Annotated in this window: 21 protein-coding genes and 2 pseudogenes; 16 read left to right on the plus strand and 7 right to left on the minus strand. The window is 68.8% G+C overall.

All coding sequences use genetic code 11. The annotated features are described in order from the left end of the window. The first annotated feature begins 104 nt into the window (after positions 1-104). Positions 105-668: an LGFP repeat-containing protein gene (locus K3U94_RS17690; protein ID WP_200900629.1), complete on the plus strand. Its 564-nt coding sequence runs from the start codon at positions 105-107 to the stop codon at positions 666-668. A 68-nt stretch (positions 669-736) separates the two neighbouring features. On the opposite strand, the gene K3U94_RS17695 is transcribed toward K3U94_RS17690, so the two are convergent. The 3 genes from K3U94_RS17695 to K3U94_RS17705 are packed head-to-tail and all read right to left on the minus strand — an operon-like array spanning position 737 to position 3,523. After that, a complete protein-coding gene (locus tag K3U94_RS17695; protein ID WP_220694556.1) occupies positions 737-1,825 on the minus strand; it encodes an adenosine deaminase in 1,089 nt (362 codons plus the stop codon). Positions 1,826-1,832: 7 nt separating this feature from the next. Continuing rightward, positions 1,833-3,134, minus strand: coding sequence for a thymidine phosphorylase (locus K3U94_RS17700; protein WP_220694557.1), 1,302 nt, complete (start codon positions 3,132-3,134; stop codon positions 1,833-1,835). After that, positions 3,131-3,523 (minus strand): cytidine deaminase, encoded by a 393-nt coding sequence (locus K3U94_RS17705; RefSeq protein ID WP_220694558.1) that lies wholly within the window; start codon positions 3,521-3,523, stop codon positions 3,131-3,133. Before K3U94_RS17705 ends, K3U94_RS17700 begins: the two co-directional genes overlap by 4 nt. Positions 3,524-3,762: 239 nt before the next feature. Here K3U94_RS17705 and sdhC point away from each other — a divergent pair, with 239 nt between their 5' ends. From sdhC to K3U94_RS17735, 6 genes and pseudogenes are all read left to right on the plus strand, one after another. After that, positions 3,763-4,200 carry a succinate dehydrogenase, cytochrome b556 subunit gene (sdhC, locus tag K3U94_RS17710; RefSeq protein WP_220694559.1) on the plus strand — a complete coding sequence of 146 codons (438 nt, stop codon included), beginning with the start codon at positions 3,763-3,765 and terminating at the stop codon, positions 4,198-4,200. Beyond that, on the plus strand, positions 4,197-4,664 hold the full coding sequence (locus tag K3U94_RS17715) for a succinate dehydrogenase hydrophobic membrane anchor subunit (RefSeq protein WP_047318687.1): 468 nt from the start codon (positions 4,197-4,199) through the stop codon (positions 4,662-4,664). The genes sdhC and K3U94_RS17715 overlap by 4 nt, the downstream gene beginning before the upstream one ends. A 43-nt stretch (positions 4,665-4,707) precedes the next feature. Continuing rightward, positions 4,708-6,462, plus strand: coding sequence for a succinate dehydrogenase flavoprotein subunit (sdhA, locus tag K3U94_RS17720; protein ID WP_220694560.1), 1,755 nt, complete (start codon positions 4,708-4,710; stop codon positions 6,460-6,462). Further along, complete coding sequence (locus K3U94_RS17725) at positions 6,462-7,331, plus strand: succinate dehydrogenase iron-sulfur subunit (protein WP_230987196.1); 870 nt, start codon at positions 6,462-6,464, stop codon at positions 7,329-7,331. The genes sdhA and K3U94_RS17725 overlap by 1 nt, the downstream gene beginning before the upstream one ends. A 141-nt stretch (positions 7,332-7,472) precedes the next feature. Next, the gene (locus K3U94_RS17730) at positions 7,473-8,264 is read left to right on the plus strand and encodes a phosphatidylethanolamine N-methyltransferase family domain-containing protein (protein ID WP_220694561.1); all 792 of its coding nucleotides are present in this window, start codon (positions 7,473-7,475) and stop codon (positions 8,262-8,264) included. A gap of 96 nt (positions 8,265-8,360) precedes the next feature. Further along, positions 8,361-8,990 (plus strand): annotated as a pseudogene (locus tag K3U94_RS17735) (carboxymuconolactone decarboxylase family protein); the annotation flags it as partial. Here the strand turns inward: K3U94_RS17735 and K3U94_RS17740 are convergent. Together K3U94_RS17740 and sigJ are read right to left on the minus strand one after the other, a co-directional pair. Further along, entirely contained in the window at positions 8,965-9,456 is a 492-nt protein-coding gene (locus tag K3U94_RS17740) for a PPOX class F420-dependent oxidoreductase (protein ID WP_047318683.1), read from the minus strand. The pseudogene K3U94_RS17735 and the gene K3U94_RS17740 overlap by 26 nt on opposite strands. A 2-nt stretch (positions 9,457-9,458) precedes the next feature. Beyond that, positions 9,459-10,331 carry a sigma-70 family RNA polymerase sigma factor gene (gene sigJ / locus K3U94_RS17745; protein ID WP_267878365.1) on the minus strand — a complete coding sequence of 291 codons (873 nt, stop codon included), beginning with the start codon at positions 10,329-10,331 and terminating at the stop codon, positions 9,459-9,461. Positions 10,332-10,425: 94 nt separating this feature from the next. Here sigJ and K3U94_RS17750 point away from each other — a divergent pair, with 94 nt between their 5' ends. The 7 genes and pseudogenes from K3U94_RS17750 (at position 10,426) to K3U94_RS17780 (ending at position 16,305) form a co-directional block, all read left to right on the plus strand. Further along, a complete protein-coding gene (locus K3U94_RS17750; protein ID WP_220694563.1) occupies positions 10,426-11,553 on the plus strand; it encodes an SMP-30/gluconolactonase/LRE family protein in 1,128 nt (375 codons plus the stop codon). Beyond that, a pseudogene (locus tag K3U94_RS24450) lies at positions 11,546-11,653 on the plus strand (hypothetical protein); the annotation flags it as partial. The gene K3U94_RS17750 and the pseudogene K3U94_RS24450, both read left to right, overlap by 8 nt. 172 nt (positions 11,654-11,825) lie before the next feature. Beyond that, a complete protein-coding gene (locus K3U94_RS17760; protein ID WP_047318680.1) occupies positions 11,826-13,049 on the plus strand; it encodes a D-alanyl-D-alanine carboxypeptidase family protein in 1,224 nt (407 codons plus the stop codon). Further along, positions 13,043-13,438: a DUF4345 domain-containing protein gene (locus K3U94_RS17765; protein WP_220694564.1), complete on the plus strand. Its 396-nt coding sequence runs from the start codon at positions 13,043-13,045 to the stop codon at positions 13,436-13,438. The genes K3U94_RS17760 and K3U94_RS17765 overlap by 7 nt, the downstream gene beginning before the upstream one ends. 45 nt (positions 13,439-13,483) lie before the next feature. Then, complete coding sequence (locus tag K3U94_RS17770; RefSeq protein ID WP_434084933.1) at positions 13,484-14,893, plus strand: sugar porter family MFS transporter; 1,410 nt, start codon at positions 13,484-13,486, stop codon at positions 14,891-14,893. After that, on the plus strand, positions 14,890-16,008 hold the full coding sequence (nagA, locus tag K3U94_RS17775) for an N-acetylglucosamine-6-phosphate deacetylase (RefSeq protein ID WP_220694566.1): 1,119 nt from the start codon (positions 14,890-14,892) through the stop codon (positions 16,006-16,008). The genes K3U94_RS17770 and nagA overlap by 4 nt, the downstream gene beginning before the upstream one ends. A 9-nt stretch (positions 16,009-16,017) precedes the next feature. Continuing rightward, the gene (locus K3U94_RS17780; protein WP_220694567.1) at positions 16,018-16,305 is read left to right on the plus strand and encodes a GNAT family N-acetyltransferase; all 288 of its coding nucleotides are present in this window, start codon (positions 16,018-16,020) and stop codon (positions 16,303-16,305) included. Positions 16,306-16,326: 21 nt separating this feature from the next. Here K3U94_RS17780 and yhjD read toward each other — a convergent pair whose 3' ends face one another. Together yhjD and trpS are read right to left on the minus strand one after the other, a co-directional pair. Continuing rightward, the gene (gene yhjD / locus K3U94_RS17785; protein ID WP_047318676.1) at positions 16,327-17,223 is read right to left on the minus strand and encodes an inner membrane protein YhjD; all 897 of its coding nucleotides are present in this window, start codon (positions 17,221-17,223) and stop codon (positions 16,327-16,329) included. A 7-nt stretch (positions 17,224-17,230) separates the two neighbouring features. After that, complete coding sequence (gene trpS, locus K3U94_RS17790) at positions 17,231-18,250, minus strand: tryptophan--tRNA ligase (protein WP_220694568.1); 1,020 nt, start codon at positions 18,248-18,250, stop codon at positions 17,231-17,233. A 78-nt stretch (positions 18,251-18,328) separates the two neighbouring features. Between trpS and K3U94_RS17795 the strand changes: the two genes are divergently transcribed. Both K3U94_RS17795 and K3U94_RS17800 read left to right on the plus strand, forming a co-directional pair. Next, a complete protein-coding gene (locus tag K3U94_RS17795; RefSeq protein WP_220694569.1) occupies positions 18,329-18,940 on the plus strand; it encodes a TetR/AcrR family transcriptional regulator in 612 nt (203 codons plus the stop codon). Then, positions 18,937-19,596, plus strand: a complete 660-nt coding sequence (locus K3U94_RS17800) for an enoyl-CoA hydratase-related protein (RefSeq protein ID WP_220694570.1) — start codon at positions 18,937-18,939, stop codon at positions 19,594-19,596. Before K3U94_RS17795 ends, K3U94_RS17800 begins: the two co-directional genes overlap by 4 nt. Positions 19,597-19,673 lie beyond the last annotated feature (77 nt).

A 19,673-nucleotide genomic window follows, 5' to 3' on the forward strand; every position in this document is an offset into this window, starting at 1 on the left:
CATTTCATTGCCGAGTGGTCATATTCACGACTAGCATTTGGCCCGATAACACTCGGGCCGGGCCGTGCGGTTTGCGGGGGCCTTCCAATTCGAAAGGACTACACATGCGCAAGGCAACACAGCGGGCCGCAGCAGTATCCGCAGCAGTTTTGGGAGTCGCGCTGATCGGCACGGGTTGCAGCAGCACCGCCAAGGAGAAGACCAGCGAGGCCCTGAGTTCGGCCAGCTCAGTTGCGTCCTCGGCCAGCTCGGTGATCTCGTCCGCGGTCAGCGCACCGTCGGAGGAGAGCGCCGCCAGCTCCACCGTGATCACCGGCGCCGACGGCAAGGAGTACACCGTCTCCGGGCCGATCCTGGCCAAGCTCGACTCGCTGGACGCCGCCGCGAAGCAGGACCTGGGCGAGCCCACCGGCGCCGAGCAGAAGAACCCCGACGGCGGCACCTACCAGCAGTTCGACGGCGGCGTGATCGTTCACACCACCCGTTCGTACGTGGTGTGGGGCAAGATCCGCGACAAGTGGAACGAGCTGGGCGGTTCGCAGGGCAAGCTCGGCTACCCGACCAGCGACGAGACCACCAACGCCGACGGGTCCAAGCAGACCACCTTCGAGCACGGCATCGTCACCTGGAAGCAGGGCGACGCTGAGGCCACCGTCACCGAGCACTGATCTCTCGATCGAAGGCCGGGCAATCGCCACCGCGATTGTCCGGCCTTCGAAGTTTTCAGCCGCTGTGGTCAGTCGATCAGCACCGCATATTGCGGCTTGATCACTTCTTCGATGATCTGCACCCGTTGATCGAACGGGATGAACGCCGACTTCATCGCGTTCACCGTGAACCGCTGCAGATCTGCCCACCCATACCCGAAGGTCTCGGCGAGCACCAGCATCTCCTTGCTCATGCTGGTGTCGCTCATCAGCCGGTTGTCGGTGTTGACCGTCACCCGCAGCCGAGCGCGGGCCAGCAGGTCGAACGGGTGCTCGGCGATGCTGTCGACCGCTCCGGTCTGCACATTGGAGCTCGGGCACAACTCCAACGGGACCCGCTTGTCCCGCACGATGGCCGCCAGCCGACCCAACTGCAAGCTGCCGTCATCGCCGACCGTGATGTCGTCGGTGATGCGCACCCCGTGCCCCAGGCGGTCCGCGCCGCAGAACGCGATCGCCTCGTGGATGGAAGGCAGTCCGAACGCCTCGCCGGCGTGGATGGTGAAACGCGCGTTGTGGTCACGCATGTACTCGAACGCGTCCAGGTGCCGAGTCGGCGGATATCCGGCCTCGGCGCCGGCGATATCGAACCCGACCACGCCCTTGTCGCGGAACCGGATGGCCAGTTCGGCGATCTCCCGCGACAGCGCGGCATGGCGCATGGCGGTGACCAGACAGCGCACGGTGATCTCCCGGCCGGCTGCCGCGGCGTCGCGCTCCCCGTCGGCGAAACCGGCCAGCACCGCATCGGTCACCTCGTCGAACGACAGCCCGCCCTCGATGTGCAGTTCCGGCGCGAACCGCACCTCCGCGTAGACGACGGCGTCAGCGGCCAGATCCTCGACGCATTCGCGGGCCACCCGATGCAGCGCGTCGGCGGTCTGCATCACGGCCACGGTGTGGCTGAACGGTTCCAGGTAGCGCTCCAGCGACCCGCTGTGCGATCGGGTGCGGAACCAGGTCGCCAGCTCTTCGGGGTCGGTCGCCGGGAGGTCGTCGTAGCCGACCTGTCCGGCGATGTCGACGACGGTGGCCGGGCGCAGCCCGCCGTCCAGGTGATCGTGCAGCAGCGCCTTGGGGACCTCCCGGATGGTCTCCAGGTTCACCGGTCTACTCATGACTTCATCATGCGGTCGCCTCGATGATCAGGGGACGCGGGAGCGGCGGTGTGTCGCCGACGCAGTAGCCGCCGTTCAGCTCGGCGCACGCCGGTCCGAGCCGCTCGGGGGTGTCGGTGTAGAGCGTGAACAAGGTTTCGCCGGCCGCCACCGGTTCGCCCGGCCGGCGGTGAATCCGCATCCCCGCCCCGTGCTGCACCCGCTCCCCCGGCCTGGACCGGCCGGCGCCGAGCCGCCAGGCCGCCAGGGCGACCGCCATCGCATCGATGTGCCCCATAAAGCCGCCCCGATCAGCAGTCACAGTCTCGCAGCACTTCCCCACCGGCAACGGAACACCGAGGTCCCCGCCCTGGGCGGCGACCATCGCGGTGAATCGGTCCATCGCGCTGCCGTCGGACAGTGTCTGCGCGGGGTCGGCGCCGTCGATTGTGGCCAGCTCCAGCATCTCGCTCGCCAGCCGCACCGTCAGCTCCACCACATCGGCCGGGCCGCCGCCGGCCAGCACCTCGAGGGCTTCGGCCACCTCGATCGCGTTGCCGACCGTGCACCCCAGCGGCATGCTCATGTCGGTGAGCAGGGCTCGGGTGGCAACCCCGTGTGCCGCGCCCAGCCCGACCATCGCTTGGGCCAGCTCGCGGGCGTCGTCCCGCTCTTTCATGAACGCCCCCGAGCCGACTTTGACATCGAGGACCAGCGCGTCCGTCCCCTCGGCGAGCTTCTTGCTCATCACCGAGCTGGCGATCAGCGGCAGCGATTCCACGGTGGCAGTGACGTCACGCAACGCGTAGAGCTTGGCGTCGGCAGGCGCCAGAGCGCCGGCGGCGAAGATCGCCGCGCCGACGCCGGCCAGTTGCTCGCGCAGCCGCGCCGTGGACAGCGCCACGTCGAAACCCGCGATGGCCTCCAGCTTGTCCAGGGTGCCGCCGGTGTGGCCCAGGCCGCGACCCGACGCGCTCGGTACCGCAGCTCCGCAGGCGGCAACGACGGCGACCAGCGGCAGGGTGATCTTGTCGCCGACCCCGCCGGTGGAGTGCTTGTCCACCGTTTTGAGGGGTTTGCCGCCGCGGCGCAGGTCGGTGAAGTCCATCCGCTCGCCCGAGGCGATCATCGCCGCGGTCCAGCGCACGGTTTCGGCCGTGTCCATCCCGCGCAGGTAGATCGCCATCAGCAGCGCCGACATCTGCTCTTCGGCGACCAGGCCTGTGGTGTAGCCCTCGATCAGCCAGTCGATCCCGGCGTCGGGCAGCCGGTGGCCGTCACGCTTGGTGGCGATCAGCGCCGGGGCATCAAAGGAGGCGAGGGGGCTCATGGCAGCGCATCCGGCCCGAAGGCGTCCGGCAGCAGCTCGGCCAACGGCCGCGGCCGCGCCGGGTGGTCGATGAGCAACTGGGAACCCCCGTGTTCGAGCAGTACCTGGCGGCACCGACCGCACGGCATCAGCAGCTCCCCGTCGGAATTGCTGCACGACAGCGCGACCAGCCGCCCGCCACCGGCCGCGTAGAGCCCGCAGACCACCGCGCACTCAGCGCACAGGCCCAGCCCATATGAGACATTTTCCACATTGCAGCCGGTGACCACCCGGCCGTCGTCGGTCAGTCCGGCAGCACCCACCCGCAGGCCCGAGTAGGGCGCGTAGGCGTTAGCTGCAACCTTGATTGCGTTGCGCCGCAACATGTCCCAGTCGATTTGGTGAGTCATTCAACAGATCTCTTGTCGACCCGAGCGCACCACATCACCTCGTCCGTCCGTCGGCAACGATCAAAAATCAGCGTAGCCGCAGGCCCTGGCTACTCGTCAGTAACTTTCGCGTGGTCGTTTCGGGCCTGTTGATGGGTTTAGAGTCCTTGCCGAGGTTTATTGACAGCGATGGCGTTGCGGAGCGACCGTACGCACGGTATAGCCGGGCGCAGCGGGCCGCTGCAGAAAATTTGGAGGCGTTGATGACGGCGACATCCGCCGATGCGACTGCGCTGCCGGGAACGCGGTCGGATGCGACGCGGTTCCGGCGGCAGAGTCTGTACAAGGGCGACCCGGGGATGTGGGCGTTCGCGCTGCACCGGATCACCGGTGCGACCATTTTCTTCTTCCTGTTCGTACACGTGCTCGACACGGCCCTGGTGCGGGTCAGCCCGCAGGCCTACACCGAGGTGATCGCGACCTACAAGACCCCGCTCGTCGGCCTGATGGAGCTGGGACTGGTGGCCGCGGTGCTGTTCCACGGCCTCAACGGGGTCCGGCTGATCCTGATCGACTTCTGGTGGCAGGGCACCCGCTGGCACCGCCAGATGCTGGTGGCGGTCGGCGTCATCTGGTTGGTGGTGATGGTCCCGGTGGTGGTCCGGATCGGTATGCACATGGTGGAGCGGTTCCTATGAGCACAACTGACGTGCAACGCAGCAGGGGCCCGATAGCCCCGGTTCGCGGCCCGGACCGCGACCGCCCGGCCAGCCTCGGCGACCCGCGTGCGCCGCAGCGACACAGCGGGATGCCCAACTTCGAGAAGTACACCTGGCTGTTCATGCGGTTCTCCGGTGCCGTCTTGATCTTCCTGGTGCTCGGCCACCTGTTCGTCATGCTGATGTGGCAGGACGGCGTGTACCGCATCGACTTCAACTACGTGGCGGAGCGCTGGCACCACCCGTACTGGCAGATCTGGGACCTGTGCCTGCTGTGGCTGGCCGAACTGCACGGCGGCAACGGCCTGCGCACCATCATCGGCGACTACACCCGCAGCTCCCGCAGCCGGTTCTGGCTGATGTCGCTGCTGGCGGTGTCGATCATCTTCACGTTGGTGCTGGGCAGCTACGTGCTGCTGAGCTTCGACGCGAACATTTCTTGACGGTCTTGACGGCAGATTCTCCTAGCGAACGGGTGATATCGCGGTGATTCAAGAACATCGATACGACGTGGTGATCGTCGGTGCCGGCGGCGCCGGGATGCGCGCGGCCGTCGAGGCGGCCCCGCGGGCCCGCACTGCAGTACTGACCAAGCTCTACCCCACCCGCAGCCACACCGGCGCGGCGCAGGGCGGCATGTGCGCCGCGCTGGCCAACGTCGAGGACGACAACTGGGAGTGGCACGCCTTCGACACCGTCAAGGGCGGTGACTACCTGGCCGACCAGGACGCGGTGGAGATCATGGCCAAGGAGGCCATCGACGCGGTGCTGGACCTGGAGAACATGGGCATGCCGTTCTCCCGCACCCCCGAAGGCCGCATCGACCAGCGCCGGTTCGGCGGGCACACCCGCGATCATGGCAAGGCCCCGGTGCGCCGCGCGTGTTACGCCGCCGACCGCACCGGCCACATGATCCTGCAGACCCTGTACCAAAACTGCGTCAAGCACGGCGTGGAGTTCTTCAACGAGTTCTATGCGCTGGACCTGGTGCTCACCGAGACGCCGTCGGGCCCGGTGGCCACCGGGATCGTCGCCTACGAGTTGGCCACGGGTGACATCCACGTCTTCCACGCCAAGGCCATCGTGTTCGCCACCGGCGGCTCGGGCCGGATGTACAAGACCACCTCGAATGCGCACACCCTGACCGGCGACGGCCTGGGCATCGTGTTCCGCAAGGGACTCCCGCTCGAAGACATGGAGTTCCACCAGTTCCACCCGACCGGCCTGGCCGGCCTGGGCATCCTGATCTCCGAGGCCGTGCGCGGCGAGGGCGGCCGGTTGCTCAACGCCGACGGTGAGCGGTTCATGGAGCGCTACGCCCCGACGATCGTCGACCTGGCCCCGCGCGACATCGTGGCCCGTTCGATGGTGCTTGAGGTGCTCGAGGGCCGCGGCGCCGGGCCGAACAAGGACTACGTCTACATCGACGTGCGTCACCTCGGCGAAGAGGTGCTCGAGGAGAAGCTGCCCGACATCACCGAGTTCGCCCGCACCTACCTGGGCGTGGACCCGGTCAAGGAGCTGGTGCCGGTCTACCCGACCTGCCACTACGTGATGGGCGGCATCCCGACCACCGTCACCGGCCAGGTGCTGCGCGACAACACCAACACCGTGCCGGGTCTGTACGCCGCCGGCGAATGCGCCTGCGTGTCGGTGCACGGCGCCAACCGGCTGGGCACCAACTCGCTGCTGGACATCAACGTGTTCGGCCGCCGCGCGGGCATCGCCGCCGCCGAGTACGCCAATGCCCACGACTTCGTCGAGCTGCCGGAGAACCCCGCCGACATGGTGGTCGGCTGGGTGGGCGACATCCTCTCCGAGCACGGCAACGAGCGGGTCGCCGACATCCGTGGCGCGCTGCAGCAGTCGATGGACAACAACGCCGCGGTGTTCCGCACCGAGAAGACCCTCAAGCAGGCGCTGAGCGACATCCACGCGCTCAAGGAGCGCTACGCCCGGATCACCGTGCACGACAAGGGCAAGCGCTTCAACTCCGACCTGCTGGAGGCGATCGAGCTGGGCTTCCTGCTGGAGCTGGCCGAGGTCACCGTGGTGGGTGCGTTGAATCGACAGGAATCGCGCGGCGGACACGCCCGCGAGGACTACCCGAACCGCGACGACGTCAACTACATGCGCCACACCATGGCCTACAAGCAGGGCACCGATCTGATCGCCGACATCCGGCTGGACTACAAGCCGGTGGTGCAGACCCGCTACGAACCGAAGGAACGGAAGTACTGATGTCCTCCTCAGCTGACTCCGGTTGCTGCTCGTCCGAGGGCGGTTGCTGCTCGCCCGGGCCGTCCAGCGCGGCACCGGCGGCACTGGTCGACAACGCCCCCGCCGGCGACCCGCCGCTGCCCCCGGTCCCCGAGGGCGCGCAGATGGTCACGCTCAAGATCGCCCGCTACAACCCGGAGAACCCCGACGCCTACGCCGCCACCGGCGGCTGGCAGAGCTTCCGGGTCCCTGCGCTGCCCACCGACCGGTTGCTCAACCTGCTGATCTACGTCAAGAGCTACCTGGACGGCACGCTGACCTTCCGCCGGTCCTGCGCGCACGGTGTGTGCGGCTCGGACGGGGTGCGGGTCAACGGCAACAACAAGCTGGCCTGCAAGCTGCTGATGCGTGACATCCTGCCCAAGAAGCCGGGCAAGGAGCTGACGCTGACCATCGAGCCGCTGCGTGGCCTGCCGGTGGAAAAAGACCTCGTGGTCAACATGGAACCGTTCATGGATGCCTACAAGGCGGTCAAGCCGTACCTGATCACCTCCGGCAACCACCCCACCCGCGAGCACATCCAGAGCCAGACCGACCGCGCGCGCTACGACGACACCACCAAGTGCATCCTGTGTGCCATCTGCACCACGAGCTGCCCGGTGTACTGGAGCGAGGGCGCCTACTTCGGTCCGGCCGCGATCGTCAACGCCCACCGGTTCATCTTCGACAGCCGTGACGAGGCGGCCGCCGAGCGCCTGGACATCCTCAACGAGGTCGACGGGGTGTGGCGGTGCCGCACCACCTTCAACTGCACGGACGCCTGCCCGCGCGGTATCGAGATCACCAAGGCGATCCAGGAGGTCAAGCGGGCGCTGATGTTCGCCCGCTGACCTGCCCGCGCGCCTTTGTGCTCCAGCGTGCGTCCGTGTTTGTGCGCGAGCGCGCGTGTTTGTCCGGGGACACGCCGCTTACGGGCGTACAACGGTGCACCCTCGCGTTAGGTTGGCCGCGACCGTGATAGGACACTGAGCATGCACTGGTACACCGGCAACACCGTCTACGACACCGTCCTGACCGCAGCGTTCGCCTTCGCGGCGTTCGTGATCGTCGGCGGCTTCTTCGGCCAGAGCTCCTACGGGCGGTTCTCGACGACGAAGCTCGGCTTGAACCTGAACCCCAAGTTCGGCTGGTGGTTGATGGAGATCCCGGCGACCGTGGTGTTCCTGGCCGCCTATCTGAGCGGGCCGGCCCGGTTCGAGCCGACGTCGCTGGTGCTCGCCGGGATCTGGGCGCTGCACTACGCCAATCGGGGCTGGTTCTTCCCGCTGGCGATCCGCCAGGTGCCCGGCAAGCGCAGCACCTTCAACATTTCGGTGGTGGTGATGGGCATGCTCGTCACGTCCATGCACGGCTATCTCAACGGGGCGCTGTTCAGCCATGACTACTTCGGTCAGTACGGCACCCGCTGGCTGACCGATCCGCGGTTCCTGGTGGGCCTGGTGATCTACCTGTGCGGATTCGCCTTGCTGGTCAACTCCGAGTCGATCGTGCGCAACCTGCGCGACAAGAACAATCCCGGTGGCGCCGAGTACCGCATTCCGTTCGGCGGCGGGTTCCGGTTCGTCAGCAGCCCCGCCTATTTGGGCGAGATCATCGCCTGGACCGGCTTCGCGGTGCTGACCTGGGCGCTGCCCGGCGTCGCCATCCTGCTGATCACCGCCGGGAATCTGATCCCCCGGGCCCTGGGCACCCACCGGTGGTACCAGGAGAAGTTCGCCGACTACCCGACCGACCGCAAGGCGCTGGTGCCGTTCCTGATCTGAGGCGCGCCTACCTCGGTGCGCGAGCGTTCACAGTTGTACAGCTGTAGCGGCGTGTCGCCGTGCAAACACGCGCGCTGGCGCGAAAAAAAGGGGCCGTCACACTTCGGCGGGCCGCCTCGTCTAACAGGTATGACTACTCGAACACGAATCGAACCGCTGTCCCCCAAGAAGGCCAACCCGCTGGTGCGGGCGATGTACCGCTACACCAAGCGGCGCTTCGGTGAGGTCCCGGAACCGTTCGCCGTCATCGCCCACCACCCGCGCCTGCTGGTGGCCAACGCCGTGCACGAGGGCCTGTTGCAGTCCGCGTCGCGCAAGCTGCCCGCCGGTCCGCGGGACCTGGCGGTGTTCTGGGCCGCCCGCACCGTCGGTTGCTCGTGGTGCGTGGACTTCGGGGCCATGCTGACCCGGCTGGAGGGCCTGGACACCGAGCGACTCAAGGAAATCGACAGTTACGCGAGTTCTCCGCTTTTCACCGACGATGAGCGGGCCGCGATCGCCTACGCCGACGCGATGACCACCGATCCGCATTCGGTCACCGACGCCCAAGTCGCCGATCTGCGGCAGCGGTTCGGCGACGCCGGCGTGATCGAGCTGACCTACCAGATCGGGGTGGAGAACATGCGATCCCGGATGTACTCGGCGCTGGGCATCACCGAGCAGGGCTTCAACTCCGGGGATGCCTGCCGGGTGCCCTGGATCACCGAGGCTGACTCGCAGGAGTGATCTCGATGTAGGCGATCGGGAGTCCCGCTGCCGCACTGCCCTTGTCCAGACCGCGCTCGAAGATCCGCATCGCCGGACTCCAGTTGGCAGCGATCGCACGTTCGGCGTGCGCATGCTCAGCCTCGGGCAGAATCCTGGCGGTTCCCGCCACCGGCTGCCCGGTGGGCTTCCCGCGCAGGCTGCTGGGGACCACCACGACGTTCGGGTTGTTGCGGATCCGTTTGACCTTGCCGGTGGAGGCATCGGTGCGGACGTAGATCCGTCCGGCGTCGACACCGTGGTTGATCGGGCTCGGCATCGCTTCACCCGATCGTTTGAACGTGACCAGCACGATCTGCCGAGATGTGTCGAAGCCGGTGAAGTCCGTGCCGGTGGGATCGCCGATGTCGAAGGCGTCGCGGTGGCGCATCTTGTCCATCGCGCGAAACATCAACGCGCCCATCTTCGTCGTGATGCTGTTGGGCATGCTCATTCTCCGTTCGACTCGGTGGGGCGCAGCGGGGTTCCGGTGAACTTGTCCGGGTTGGCGATGTCCCAGATCGCCACCACCCGCCCGTCGCGCACCGTCATCGCGGTGACCCGCGGCATCAGCTCGGAGAAACCGTCGGCGCCGGGTGCGCCCGGGGTGTAGGCACCGAGTTCACCGTTGACCAGCGCCAGCTGGTTCGCGGTGATCAGAGTCGGGCCGTAGCGGCGCGCCAGGCCGAGCAGGAACCGGGCCACCTTCTCCGGACCACGGATGACCCGCGGGGCGGTCGGCGCCCGGCGGTTCGCGTCGCCGGTGAACGTCACGTCGGGGTGCAGCAGTACCACCACGGCCGCCAGGTCACCGGCTGCCATCGCGGCCATCAACGAGCCGACCGCCTCGTCGTGGCGCGGATCGGGTTGCGGCGGCGGGTCAGCGGTGACGGCCTTGCGGGCGCGCGAGGCGAGCTGGCGGGCCGCGGCTTCGGTGGTGTTCAGCACCCCGGCCACCTCGCCGAATGGCACCGCGAATCCGTCGTGCAGCACGAAGGCCACCCGCTGATCGGGAGTCAGCCGCTCCAGCACCACCATTGCGGCGAACCGGGCGTCTTCGCCGGCCACCACCGTCGACAGCGGATCCGCGTCGTCGACGCCGGTGACCACCGGCTCGGGCAGCCACTCGCCGACGTAGGACTCGCGCCGCCGTGCCGCCGAACGCAGCCGGTCCAGGCCGAGCCGGCTCACCACCGTGGTGAGCCAGGCCCGTGGGTCGTTGATGCGGTCACGCTCGGCGGCGTCGAACCGCAGCCAGGCGTCCTGCACGATGTCCTCGGCGTCGGCGAACATGCCGGTGAGCCGGTAGGCCACCGCCAGCAGATGAGGCCGTAACGCCTAGAAATCCTCCACCGATGCCGTCATCGCCACCAGCCTAGGCACAAATCGGGTTCGGCCGGTCAGACACAATGCAGCAATGGCCAAGCCGCACATCGACCCCGTCCGCTGGCAGCCCCCGGGTTCGCGGCCGCTACCCCCGCCGGATCCCACCCCGGCGCTGAGAATCGTCGAGATTCCCGGCACCGCCCCCGAAGACGTGGTCGCCGCCGCCGACGGCAGCATCTGGACCGGCGTCGAGGACGGGCGCATCGTCGCGGTCGGCCCGGACGGCACCGCACCACGGGTGGTGACCGACACCGGCGGGCGCCCGCTGGGACTGGCTTTCACCGGCGATCACCGGCTGCTGATCTGTGACAGCCACCGCGGCCTGCTGCGCTATGACCCGCAGACCGGGCGACTGGAGACGCTTGTGAGCGAAGTGGCCGGGCAGGCGCTGACGTTCTGCTCCAACGCCGTCGAATCCGCGGACGGCACAATCTATTTCACCGAATCCACCAACCGGTTCCACTATGAGCATTACAAGGGTTCGGTGATCGAGGCCCGCGGCAGCGGGTCGCTGCTGCGGCGCGATCCCGACGGTGCGGTGAGCGTGCTGGCCGACGGGCTGCACTTCGCCAACGGCGTGACGCTGACCACCGACGAATCGGCAGTCGTGTTCGCCGAGAGCACCGGGCGGCGACTGTCCAAGTACTGGCTGACCGGTCCCCACCGCGGCTCGATCACCCCACTGGTCGAGGAACTGCCCGGCCACCCCGACAACATCTCCACCGGGACCGACGGACGGATCTGGGTCGCGATGGTCTCCGATCGCAATGCACTGTCCGATTGGCTCAGTCCCCGCGCGCCGGTGCTGCGCCGCCTGCTCTGGCGGCTGCTGCCCTACCGCTTGCTGCCCGACCCCACGCCGGTGGTGTGGGTTGTCGCCTTCGATGCCGACGACGGGCGGGTGCTGGCCCAGTTCCGCACCGAACACCCCGACTTCGGGCTGGCCACCGGCGTGGTGGAGTCCGACGGCCGGTTGTGGATGGGGCGGATCGCCGGGTCTGGCCTGGCGTACTTCGAGCTCTCGGAACTAGCCGCCGACGCCGAGCGTGCAGCTGCCTTCCGCGCCGAACGCGACGCCACGCGGGCCGAAGCTGCGCTGCACACCCTTGTCGACGAGAACCGCGACTGGGACACCACTGGCGGCGACGGCCTTGACTGAACGCAGACCGGACCCACGGGTTGAACCGCACCGCGGCGACCTCTGGCTCGTCGCCCTCGGCGCCGCTCGAACCGGCGAACCGGGCACGCACCGCCCCGCGGCCGCCTACTGGAGCGACTGGGCACGCTGACTCCCGAAACCATGCACGAGATCGAACGGGGGCTCAGGCTGATCCTGGGCCTTTGGACTACACCACAGACATAACTCCTGAACCACCAACCACAGCGTGGCTCCCCGGTTTCAGCGCGCTTTTGGCCTACCCTGCACACACGATGACTGCTCTGCGCTCGGTGTCAGCCCTGGTGGCGGCGGGTTTTCTCGCTGCGGCCGCACCCCTGGCGACGGCGGATCCCACCCCGGGCCTCAACGCGGGAACGGTCGGCTGCCCGTACCAGGTCAGTACCCCTCCCGCGGTAGACGCCTCCGAGGTGCCCCAAGCCGGTGCTCCCCCGCTGCCGCTGCCCGTGCCGGCCACCCCGGTCGGCGGTGAGGCCCTGGCCGGCTGTGGGATCGTGGCCGCACCAGACACCCCGCCGGTTCCCAGCGAGGTCTCCGCCGAGTCGTGGCTGGTGGCAGATCTGGACAGCGGTGCGGTGATCGCCGCCCGCGACCCGCACGGGCGGCACCGGCCCGCCAGCGTGATCAAGGTGCTGACCGCGATGGCAGCGCTGAACGAGCTGGACCCGAACGCCGTCGTTCTCGGCACCCAGGAAGACGCCAACGCCGAAGGCACCCGGGTGGGCGTCGGCCCCGGCGGCCGCTTCACCGTCGACCAGTTGCTGCACGGCCTGCTGATGGGATCGGGCAACGACGCCGCCCACGCCCTGGCCATGCAGCTCGGCGGCTGGGATGTGGCACTGCACAAGATCAACACGTTGGCCGCGCGGCTCGGCGGCCGCGACACCCGCGCCGCCACCCCCTCCGGTCTGGACGGGCCGGGCATGAGCACCTCGGCCTACGACATCGGGCTGTTCTACCGCTACGCCTGGAACAACCCGGCGTTCGCCAACATCGTGGCGACCCGCACCTTCGACTTTCCCGGCTACGGCGATACGCCCGGCTACCAGCTGGAGAACGACAACCAGCTGCTCTACAACTACCCGGGCGCCCTCGGCGGCAAGACCGGCTACACCGACGACGCCGGGCAGACGTTCGTCGGCGCCGCGACCCGGGACGGGCGCCGGCTGGTGGCGGTGCTGCTGCGCGGCACCCGACAGCCGATTCCGCCCTGGCAGCAGGCCGCCCAGCTGCTCGACTACGGCTTCTCCGTCCCGGCCGGCACCCGAGTCGGGACGCTGATCGAGCCCGACCCCTCGCTGGTGGCGCCCCGCGGACCGGCCGACGCGGCGAACCCCCAGGCCATGCTGCTGGCGCCGTCGGACGACACGGTGCCGGTGCGCGTCGGGGTGGGCATCTTCGGGACGATCGTCGTGTTCGGGCTCATCATGGGTGCACGGGCGGTGAACCGCCGCCCCAGAAGGGGCTCGGCATGGTGATCAAGGCGCTGCGAGCATTCGGCTGGCTGGCCGGCTTGCTGCTGATCGGGATCGGGATCAGCCGGATGGCGTTCTCGCTGGATTCGATTCCGGACGGCCAGGCCGTCAACGCGACCGTGGACAGCGAGAGCCGCGCGGCCGGGGCCCTGCTCATCGGCTTCGGTGTCGGCTACCTCGAGGCCTTTCGGCGCTCCCCGATCCCGGCCGGAGCCGTGCGCCTGCTGGCCGCCACCATGGCGCTGCTCGGGGTGTCCCGGCTGATGTCCATGGCCGATGTCGGCATGCCGCATCCGGCCTTCACCGCGGCGTGCGCCGTCGAATTCGTCGCGGCCGGGCTGACCTACTGGTACGCGAGCCTGGCTGATCACCGCGACTCGGGCATTCGGTAGACGACCGCATCCCCTACCGTGAGCCAGATGGGCCGAATCGGGGAACTGCGCCGCTCCTCGCCGCTGGCACTTCTGGTGGGGGTGGCCGCCGCCAGCGTCGGGGTCATCTACGGCTACGACCTGTCCAATATCGCCGGCGCGCTGTTGTTCATCGAGCATGATTTCGGGCTCACCGAAGCCCAGCAGGAGATGATCACCACCGCGACGGTGATCGGCGAGATCGGCGGCGCGATGGCCGGTGGATGGCTGGCCAACGCGATCGGCCGAAAGCGCTCGATGGTCTCGGTGGCCCTGGGCTACGCGGCTTTCGCGTTGCTGGGCGCGGCCGCGACCTCGGTGACGACACTGACCGTGGCGCGGCTGCTGCTGGGCATCACCATCGGGGTATCGGTGGTGGTGGTCCCGGTGTTCGTGGCCGAGTCGGCGCCGGCCGATGCCCGCGGCGCACTGCTGGTCACCTACGGGGTGGCCACGGTGATCGGGATCATCGCCGGCTACCTGGTCGCCTACCTGCTGGCCGGCACCGGCAACTGGCGGGCGATGCTGGGGCTGGCCGCGGTTCCCGCCGTGCTGGTGACGTGGGCCTTGGCCCGCCTCCCCGATACCGCCCGCTGGTATCTGCTCAAGGGCCGCGCCGACGACGCGGAACGCACCCTGCGGCGGATTGAACCCGGCGCCGACGCGCAGCGCGAGCTGGCCGAGATCGGTGCGACCCTGGCCGAGGAGCAGGCCGGCGGGGTCGGCGTACTGCGCGAGATGCTGCGGCCGCCCTACCTGCGGGCGACGCTGTTCGTGGTCACGCTGGGCTTCTTCATCCAGATCACCGGGATCAACGCGATCGTCTACTACAGCCCCCGGCTGTTCGAAAAGATGGGCTTCGAAGGCGATTTCGCGTTGCTGGTCCTGCCGGCGCTGGTGCAGGTCGCCGCCCTGGCGGCGATGGTCGTCTCGCTGGCGATCATCGACCGGGTCGGCCGGCGGCCGATCCTGCTGGCGGGCATAGCGGCGATGGTCGCGGCCAACCTGCTGCTGGTCGCGGTGTTCGCCGCCGGTGAGGTGTTCGGTGACGTACTGGCGGTGGTCAAGTTCGGCGGGGTGCTGCTGTTCACCGTCGGCTACACGTTCGGTTTCGGCTCCCTGGTCTGGGTGTATGCCGGGGAGAGCTTGCCGGCCAGGATGAGATCGATGGGGGCCTCCGCGATGCTGACCTCCGACCTGGTGGCCAACGCGATCGTCGCCGCGGTCTTCCTGACCATGCTGACCTCACTGGGCGGCGCCGGCACCTTCGCGGTGTTCGGTGTGCTGGCCACGCTCAGCCTGGCCTTCGTCTACCGCTACGCCCCAGAGACCAAGGGCCGCCAGTTGGAAGACATCCGGCACTTCTGGGAGAACGGCGGACGTTGGCCCGCCGACGACGCCGCCGCCCTGGTGCCGGGCAGTGAGGCACCGGCGTGACCGTCATCGCCGCCGGCGCCGTCGTGCTCGACGGTGCGGTGCTCCGGCCCGGCTGGGTGTCGGTGGCCGACGGGCGGATCACCGACTGCGGGTCCGGGACGGTTGGCGCGGACGCCGATTTCAGTGACTGCTTGATGGTTCCGGGCTTCATCGACATGCATGTGCACGGCGGCGCCGGCGTCTCCTACGCCGACGATCCGGACCGCGCGGCGGCGTTGCACGCTTCGCACGGCACCACCGGGGGCCTGGCCAGCCTGGTGACCGCGTCTCCGGAAACCCTGCTCGCTCAGGTGCGCACGCTGGCCGCCGCGACCCGGCGCGGTGTCGTGGACGGCATCCACCTGGAGGGGCCGTGGCTGAGCCGGCTGCATTGCGGCGCGCACGACAGCGGGCAGCTGCGCGCCCCCGACGACGCCGAGATCGACGCGCTGCTGGCCGCCGGTGACGGCACGATCCGGATGGCCACCCTGGCACCCGAGCTGCCCGGAGGCATCGCGGCCATCCGGCGCCTGGTCGACGCGGGAGTCGTTGTGGCCGTGGGGCATACCGACGCGGACTACGAACTGACGCAGGCCGCTCTCGACACCGGTGCGACCGTGGCCACACACCTGTTCAACGCGATGCGGGCACTGCACCATCGCGAGCCGGGACCGGTTCCCGCGCTGCTGTCCGATCCCCGGGTGACCGTCGAGCTGATCGCCGACGGCGTGCACCTGCACCCGGGTGTGGTCCGGCACGTGGTGGCCACCGCCGGCCCGGACCGGGTCGCGCTGGTCACCGATGCGATGGCCGCCGCCGGAGCCGGCGACGGCGGGTTCACCCTGGGCGGGCTCGACGTCGACGTCGCCGGCGGAGTCGCCCGGCTGCGGGGCACGACGACCATCGCCGGCAGCACCGCCACCATGGACCGGCTGTTCGCGACCGCGGTGCGGCTGCTCGGCGGCGACGACGCAGCGCTGACGGCGGCGGTGCTCATGACCGCGTCCACTCCGGCCCGCGCCCTCGGTCTCGACGGCGCCGGGGTTTTGGCCGCCGGGTCCACGGCTAACCTGGTGGTGATGAACGCCGACCTGCACGTGGTGCGGGTGATGCGCCGCGGAACGTGGCTGAGCTGAAGGAGAATCGTGAGCGAACCGACCGTCACGCACGACAACCGGCAGTACCGGATCACCGTCGACGGCGAACAGGCCGGCTTCGCCGACTACATCGAAAAGGGCGATCAGCGGATCTTCCACCACACCGTGATCGACAAGGCGTTCGGCGGACGCGGACTGGCCAGCACCCTGATCGGCGCAGCCCTGGACGACACCCGGGCGGCCGGCAAACGGGTGGTGCCGACCTGCTCGTTCGTGGAGGCCTACATCACCAAACACCCGGAGTACGCCGACCTCGTCGACCCAGCCGCCGAATAGACCGCGCCACGATCTCCGGCGTCAGTCGCTGGGCAGGTTGTCCGCCGACGTCGCCGCCCACGCCGTGGCGAACAGAACGAGCCGGGTGGTGATGTAGGCGAACACCAGCAGGCCCAGGACCGGCCCGAACACCGCCCCGGCCGGGCCGTTGATCACCGACTGCAGATAGACCGAGCCCGCCTGTTTGAACAGTTCGTAGCCGACCGCGGCTATCGCGCCGGCCTCCATGGCACTGTCGAAGCTCACCGACTCCCGGGGCAGCCGGGCGATCATCCAGGTGAACAATAGCCAGGACACCCCGGCCGCCATCGTCAGCGACACGACGCGCAGCAGCCCGCCCAGCAGCGTGAAGTCGGGAACACCGATCCAGCGCAGGAAGTTTCGCATCAGCTTCGGGTCGGCCAGGGCGGTCAGCGCAATGGTGGCCAGCATGGCGCCGAACGCCGCCACCATCGCAAGCAGGTCCGACAGCTTGGCGGAGACGAAACCCTGCTTGTCCAAACGGGTTTCCCACATCTGCGACAGCGCCTCGCGCAGGTTGGCAATCCAGGTCAGACCAACCCACCCGGCCGCGGCCAGGCCGATCAGCCCCACCGAGGCGCGCGAGGCGATCGCGCTGTCCACCAAGGTGATCAGCTCGTTGCCGAACTCGCCGGGGATCGAGTGCTTGATCCGGCGCTCGATCTCGTCGAGCACCTCGGGGCGCCGCGACAACAGGAACCCGCCGACGGAGAAGCCGACCATCGCCAGTGGGAACAGCGCGAAGATGGTGTAGTAGCTCATCCCGGCGGCGAAGAAGTTGCCCCGGCGGTCGTCGTAGCGCTCCTGCGCCCGCACCACGTGATCGAACCAGCCATAACGCGACCGCAGCCGGTCGATGATGCCCGGCTTAGAGGGGTCGGTCACGGCCTTGCTCATGCCTTGCTCATGCCCGCGGCGGCAGGAATCCCACCCGGTCGTACACCCGCGCAAGCGTTCCGGCGGCCGCCGCACGCGCCCGGCTCGCACCGGCGGCCAGCACCGCCTCCAGCTCAGCCGGGTCGGCGAGCAGCTCATCCACCCGGGCCTTGATGGGGGTGACAAACTCGGCGACGGCCTCGGCGGTCTCCTTCTTCAGGTCGCCGTAGCCGCGCCCGGCATAGCCGTCCACCAGGGTCGCGACGTCGGAGCCGGTGACCGCGGCCTGAATGGTCAGCAGGTTCGAAATGCCGGGCTTGGCCTCCGGGTCGTAGCGGATCTCGCGTTCGGAGTCGGTGACCGCCGAGCGAATCTTCTTGGCACTCTTCGCCGGATCGTCGAGCAGGCTGATCAGACCGGCGTCGGTGGCCGCCGACTTGCTCATCTTGGCGGTCGGGTCCTGCAGGTCATAGATCTTGGCGGTGGCCTTCGGAATCATCGGTTCCGGGACGACGAAGGTCTCCGGGAACCGCGCGTTGACACGCTGCGCGACGTCGCGGGCCAGCTCCAGATGTTGGCGCTGGTCTTCCCCGACCGGGACCACCTCGGTGTCGTAGAGCAGCACGTCGGCGGCCATCAACACCGGATAGGTGAACAGACCCACGCTGGTGGAGTCGGCACCCTGCTTCTGCGACTTGTCTTTGAACTGCGTCATCCGCGACGCCTGCCCGAAGCCGGTGAAACAGCCCAGCACCCAGGCGAGTTCGGCGTGGGCGGGCACGTGGCTCTGCACGAAGACGGTGCTGCGCGCCGGGTCGATGCCCAGCGCCAGGTATTGGGCGGCCGTCACCAGTGTGCGGCGCCGCAGCGTCGCCGGGTCCTGCGCAACGGTGATCGCGTGCAGGTCGACGACGCAGAAGAACGCCTCGTGATCGTCCTGCAGGCTGGTCCACTGAGCGACCGCGCCGAGGGCGTTTCCGAGGTGCAGCGAGTCGGAGGTCGGCTGGGCGCCGGAGAATACGACGGGACGGGAACCGGGAGTGCTCATGATTGCTCGATCCTGTCACGCCCGAGACCGGACGACCGCACCTGGTAACAGAGCGGGCGCTCTGTTACGGTGGCGGCCATGCCCCGCCCGCGCGTGCACGACCCCGAGCAGGTGCTCGACGCCGTCGAGTCGCTTGCCGCGCGGTCCGGCCCCGCCGCGGTGACGATTCGCGCGATCGGGGAGGCCACCGGCGCCTCCAATGGCGCGGTCTACCACGAGTTCGGCTCGCGTGCCGGGTTGGTCGCCGCCGCCTGGCTGCGGGCCACCCGGCGCTTCCTGGCAGTACAGGGCGCGCTGGTGGAAGCGGTGTCGGACCCACTCGAGGCTGTGGTGGCCGCTGCCGACGCCCCGGTGGCGTTCGCCGAGCGTCATCCCGACGCCTGCAAGCTGCTGTTCGCGATCCGGCGCGACGAACTGCCCGACGACGATCTTGCTCCCGAGCTGGCCGAGCAGCTGCGCGGCGCCGATGCCCAGCTGGTCGGCTTGCTCATCCGGCTCGCGGACGCGCTGTGGGCGCGCCGCGACGCCGCCGCCGTCGACACCATCACCACCTGCGTCGTCGACCTGCCCACCGCTATCGTGCTCAGCCGGAACCGGTTGGGCAGCACATACGCCCGCGCCCACCTGCACGCGGCGGTCCGCGGCGTGCTGTCGGTCGGGCCACCCTCTAGAAAGGATCCCTCGAAGTGAACCTGACCTATGACAGCCAGATCGCGGTGCTGGACCTCGGCGACGACGAAAACCGGTTCTCCCCCGATTTTCTCGACGAGATCAATCGCGTTCTCGACGACGTGCTGGACGCCAACAGCCAGGGGAAAGCGCACGGCCTGGTGACCACCGCGGGCGGCAAGTTCTACACCAACGGCCTGGACCTGGACTGGCTGATGGCCAACGGTGACCGCACCGACTGGTACGTCGGCCGGGTGCACGCCCTGCTCGCGCGGATGCTGACCTTGCCGATCCCCACCGCGGCGGCGGTGGTCGGCCACGCGTTCGGGGCCGGCGCGATGCTGGCACTCGCCCACGATTTCCGGGTGATGCGCGCCGATCGCGGCTTCTTCTGCCTGCCCGAGGTCGACATCCGGATTCCGTTCACGGCGGGAATGGCGGCGCTGATCCAGGCCAAGCTCACCCCACAGGCCCAGGTGGCGTCGATGACCACCGGCCGCCGGTTCGGCGGGGTGGACGCCGCGGCCTTCGGCATTGTGGACAGCACCGCCGCCGAGGGCGCGGTGACTCCGGTCGCGACCGAGCTGTTGCGACCGCTGGCCGGCAAGGACTCGGGCACGCTGGGCGCGATCAAGGACACCATGTTCGGCCCGGCGGTGGCGGCACTGGGCGGTTGAGCCCCACACGTCCCACCTGTCACCGGAGGGCGGGGGCATGTCTGTCGCCCGCCTTTGAGCGACAATTCAGTCCGTGC

This window comes from Mycolicibacter heraklionensis, assembly GCF_019645815.1.
Lineage (GTDB): Bacteria > Actinomycetota > Actinomycetes > Mycobacteriales > Mycobacteriaceae > Mycobacterium > Mycobacterium heraklionense.

Excerpts from the sequence above, each read along its gene's own strand:
- K3U94_RS17690 (WP_200900629.1), top strand. The coding sequence starts at position 105 with ATGCGCAAGGCAACACAGCGGGCCGCAGCAGTATCCGCAGCAGTTTTG.
- K3U94_RS17695 (WP_220694556.1), bottom strand. The coding sequence starts at position 1,825 with ATGAGTAGACCGGTGAACCTGGAGACCATCCGGGAGGTCCCCAAGGCG.
- K3U94_RS17700 (WP_220694557.1), bottom strand. The coding sequence starts at position 3,134 with ATGAGCCCCCTCGCCTCCTTTGATGCCCCGGCGCTGATCGCCACCAAG.
- K3U94_RS17705 (WP_220694558.1), bottom strand. The coding sequence starts at position 3,523 with ATGACTCACCAAATCGACTGGGACATGTTGCGGCGCAACGCAATCAAG.
- K3U94_RS17715 (WP_047318687.1), top strand. The coding sequence starts at position 4,197 with ATGAGCACAACTGACGTGCAACGCAGCAGGGGCCCGATAGCCCCGGTT.
- K3U94_RS17725 (WP_230987196.1), top strand. The coding sequence starts at position 6,462 with ATGTCCTCCTCAGCTGACTCCGGTTGCTGCTCGTCCGAGGGCGGTTGC.
- K3U94_RS17730 (WP_220694561.1), top strand. The coding sequence starts at position 7,473 with ATGCACTGGTACACCGGCAACACCGTCTACGACACCGTCCTGACCGCA.
- K3U94_RS17740 (WP_047318683.1), bottom strand. The coding sequence starts at position 9,456 with ATGCCCAACAGCATCACGACGAAGATGGGCGCGTTGATGTTTCGCGCG.
- K3U94_RS17750 (WP_220694563.1), top strand. The coding sequence starts at position 10,426 with ATGGCCAAGCCGCACATCGACCCCGTCCGCTGGCAGCCCCCGGGTTCG.
- K3U94_RS17760 (WP_047318680.1), top strand. The coding sequence starts at position 11,826 with ATGACTGCTCTGCGCTCGGTGTCAGCCCTGGTGGCGGCGGGTTTTCTC.
- K3U94_RS17765 (WP_220694564.1), top strand. The coding sequence starts at position 13,043 with ATGGTGATCAAGGCGCTGCGAGCATTCGGCTGGCTGGCCGGCTTGCTG.
- yhjD (WP_047318676.1), bottom strand. The coding sequence starts at position 17,223 with ATGAGCAAGGCCGTGACCGACCCCTCTAAGCCGGGCATCATCGACCGG.
- trpS (WP_220694568.1), bottom strand. The coding sequence starts at position 18,250 with ATGAGCACTCCCGGTTCCCGTCCCGTCGTATTCTCCGGCGCCCAGCCG.
- K3U94_RS17795 (WP_220694569.1), top strand. The coding sequence starts at position 18,329 with ATGCCCCGCCCGCGCGTGCACGACCCCGAGCAGGTGCTCGACGCCGTC.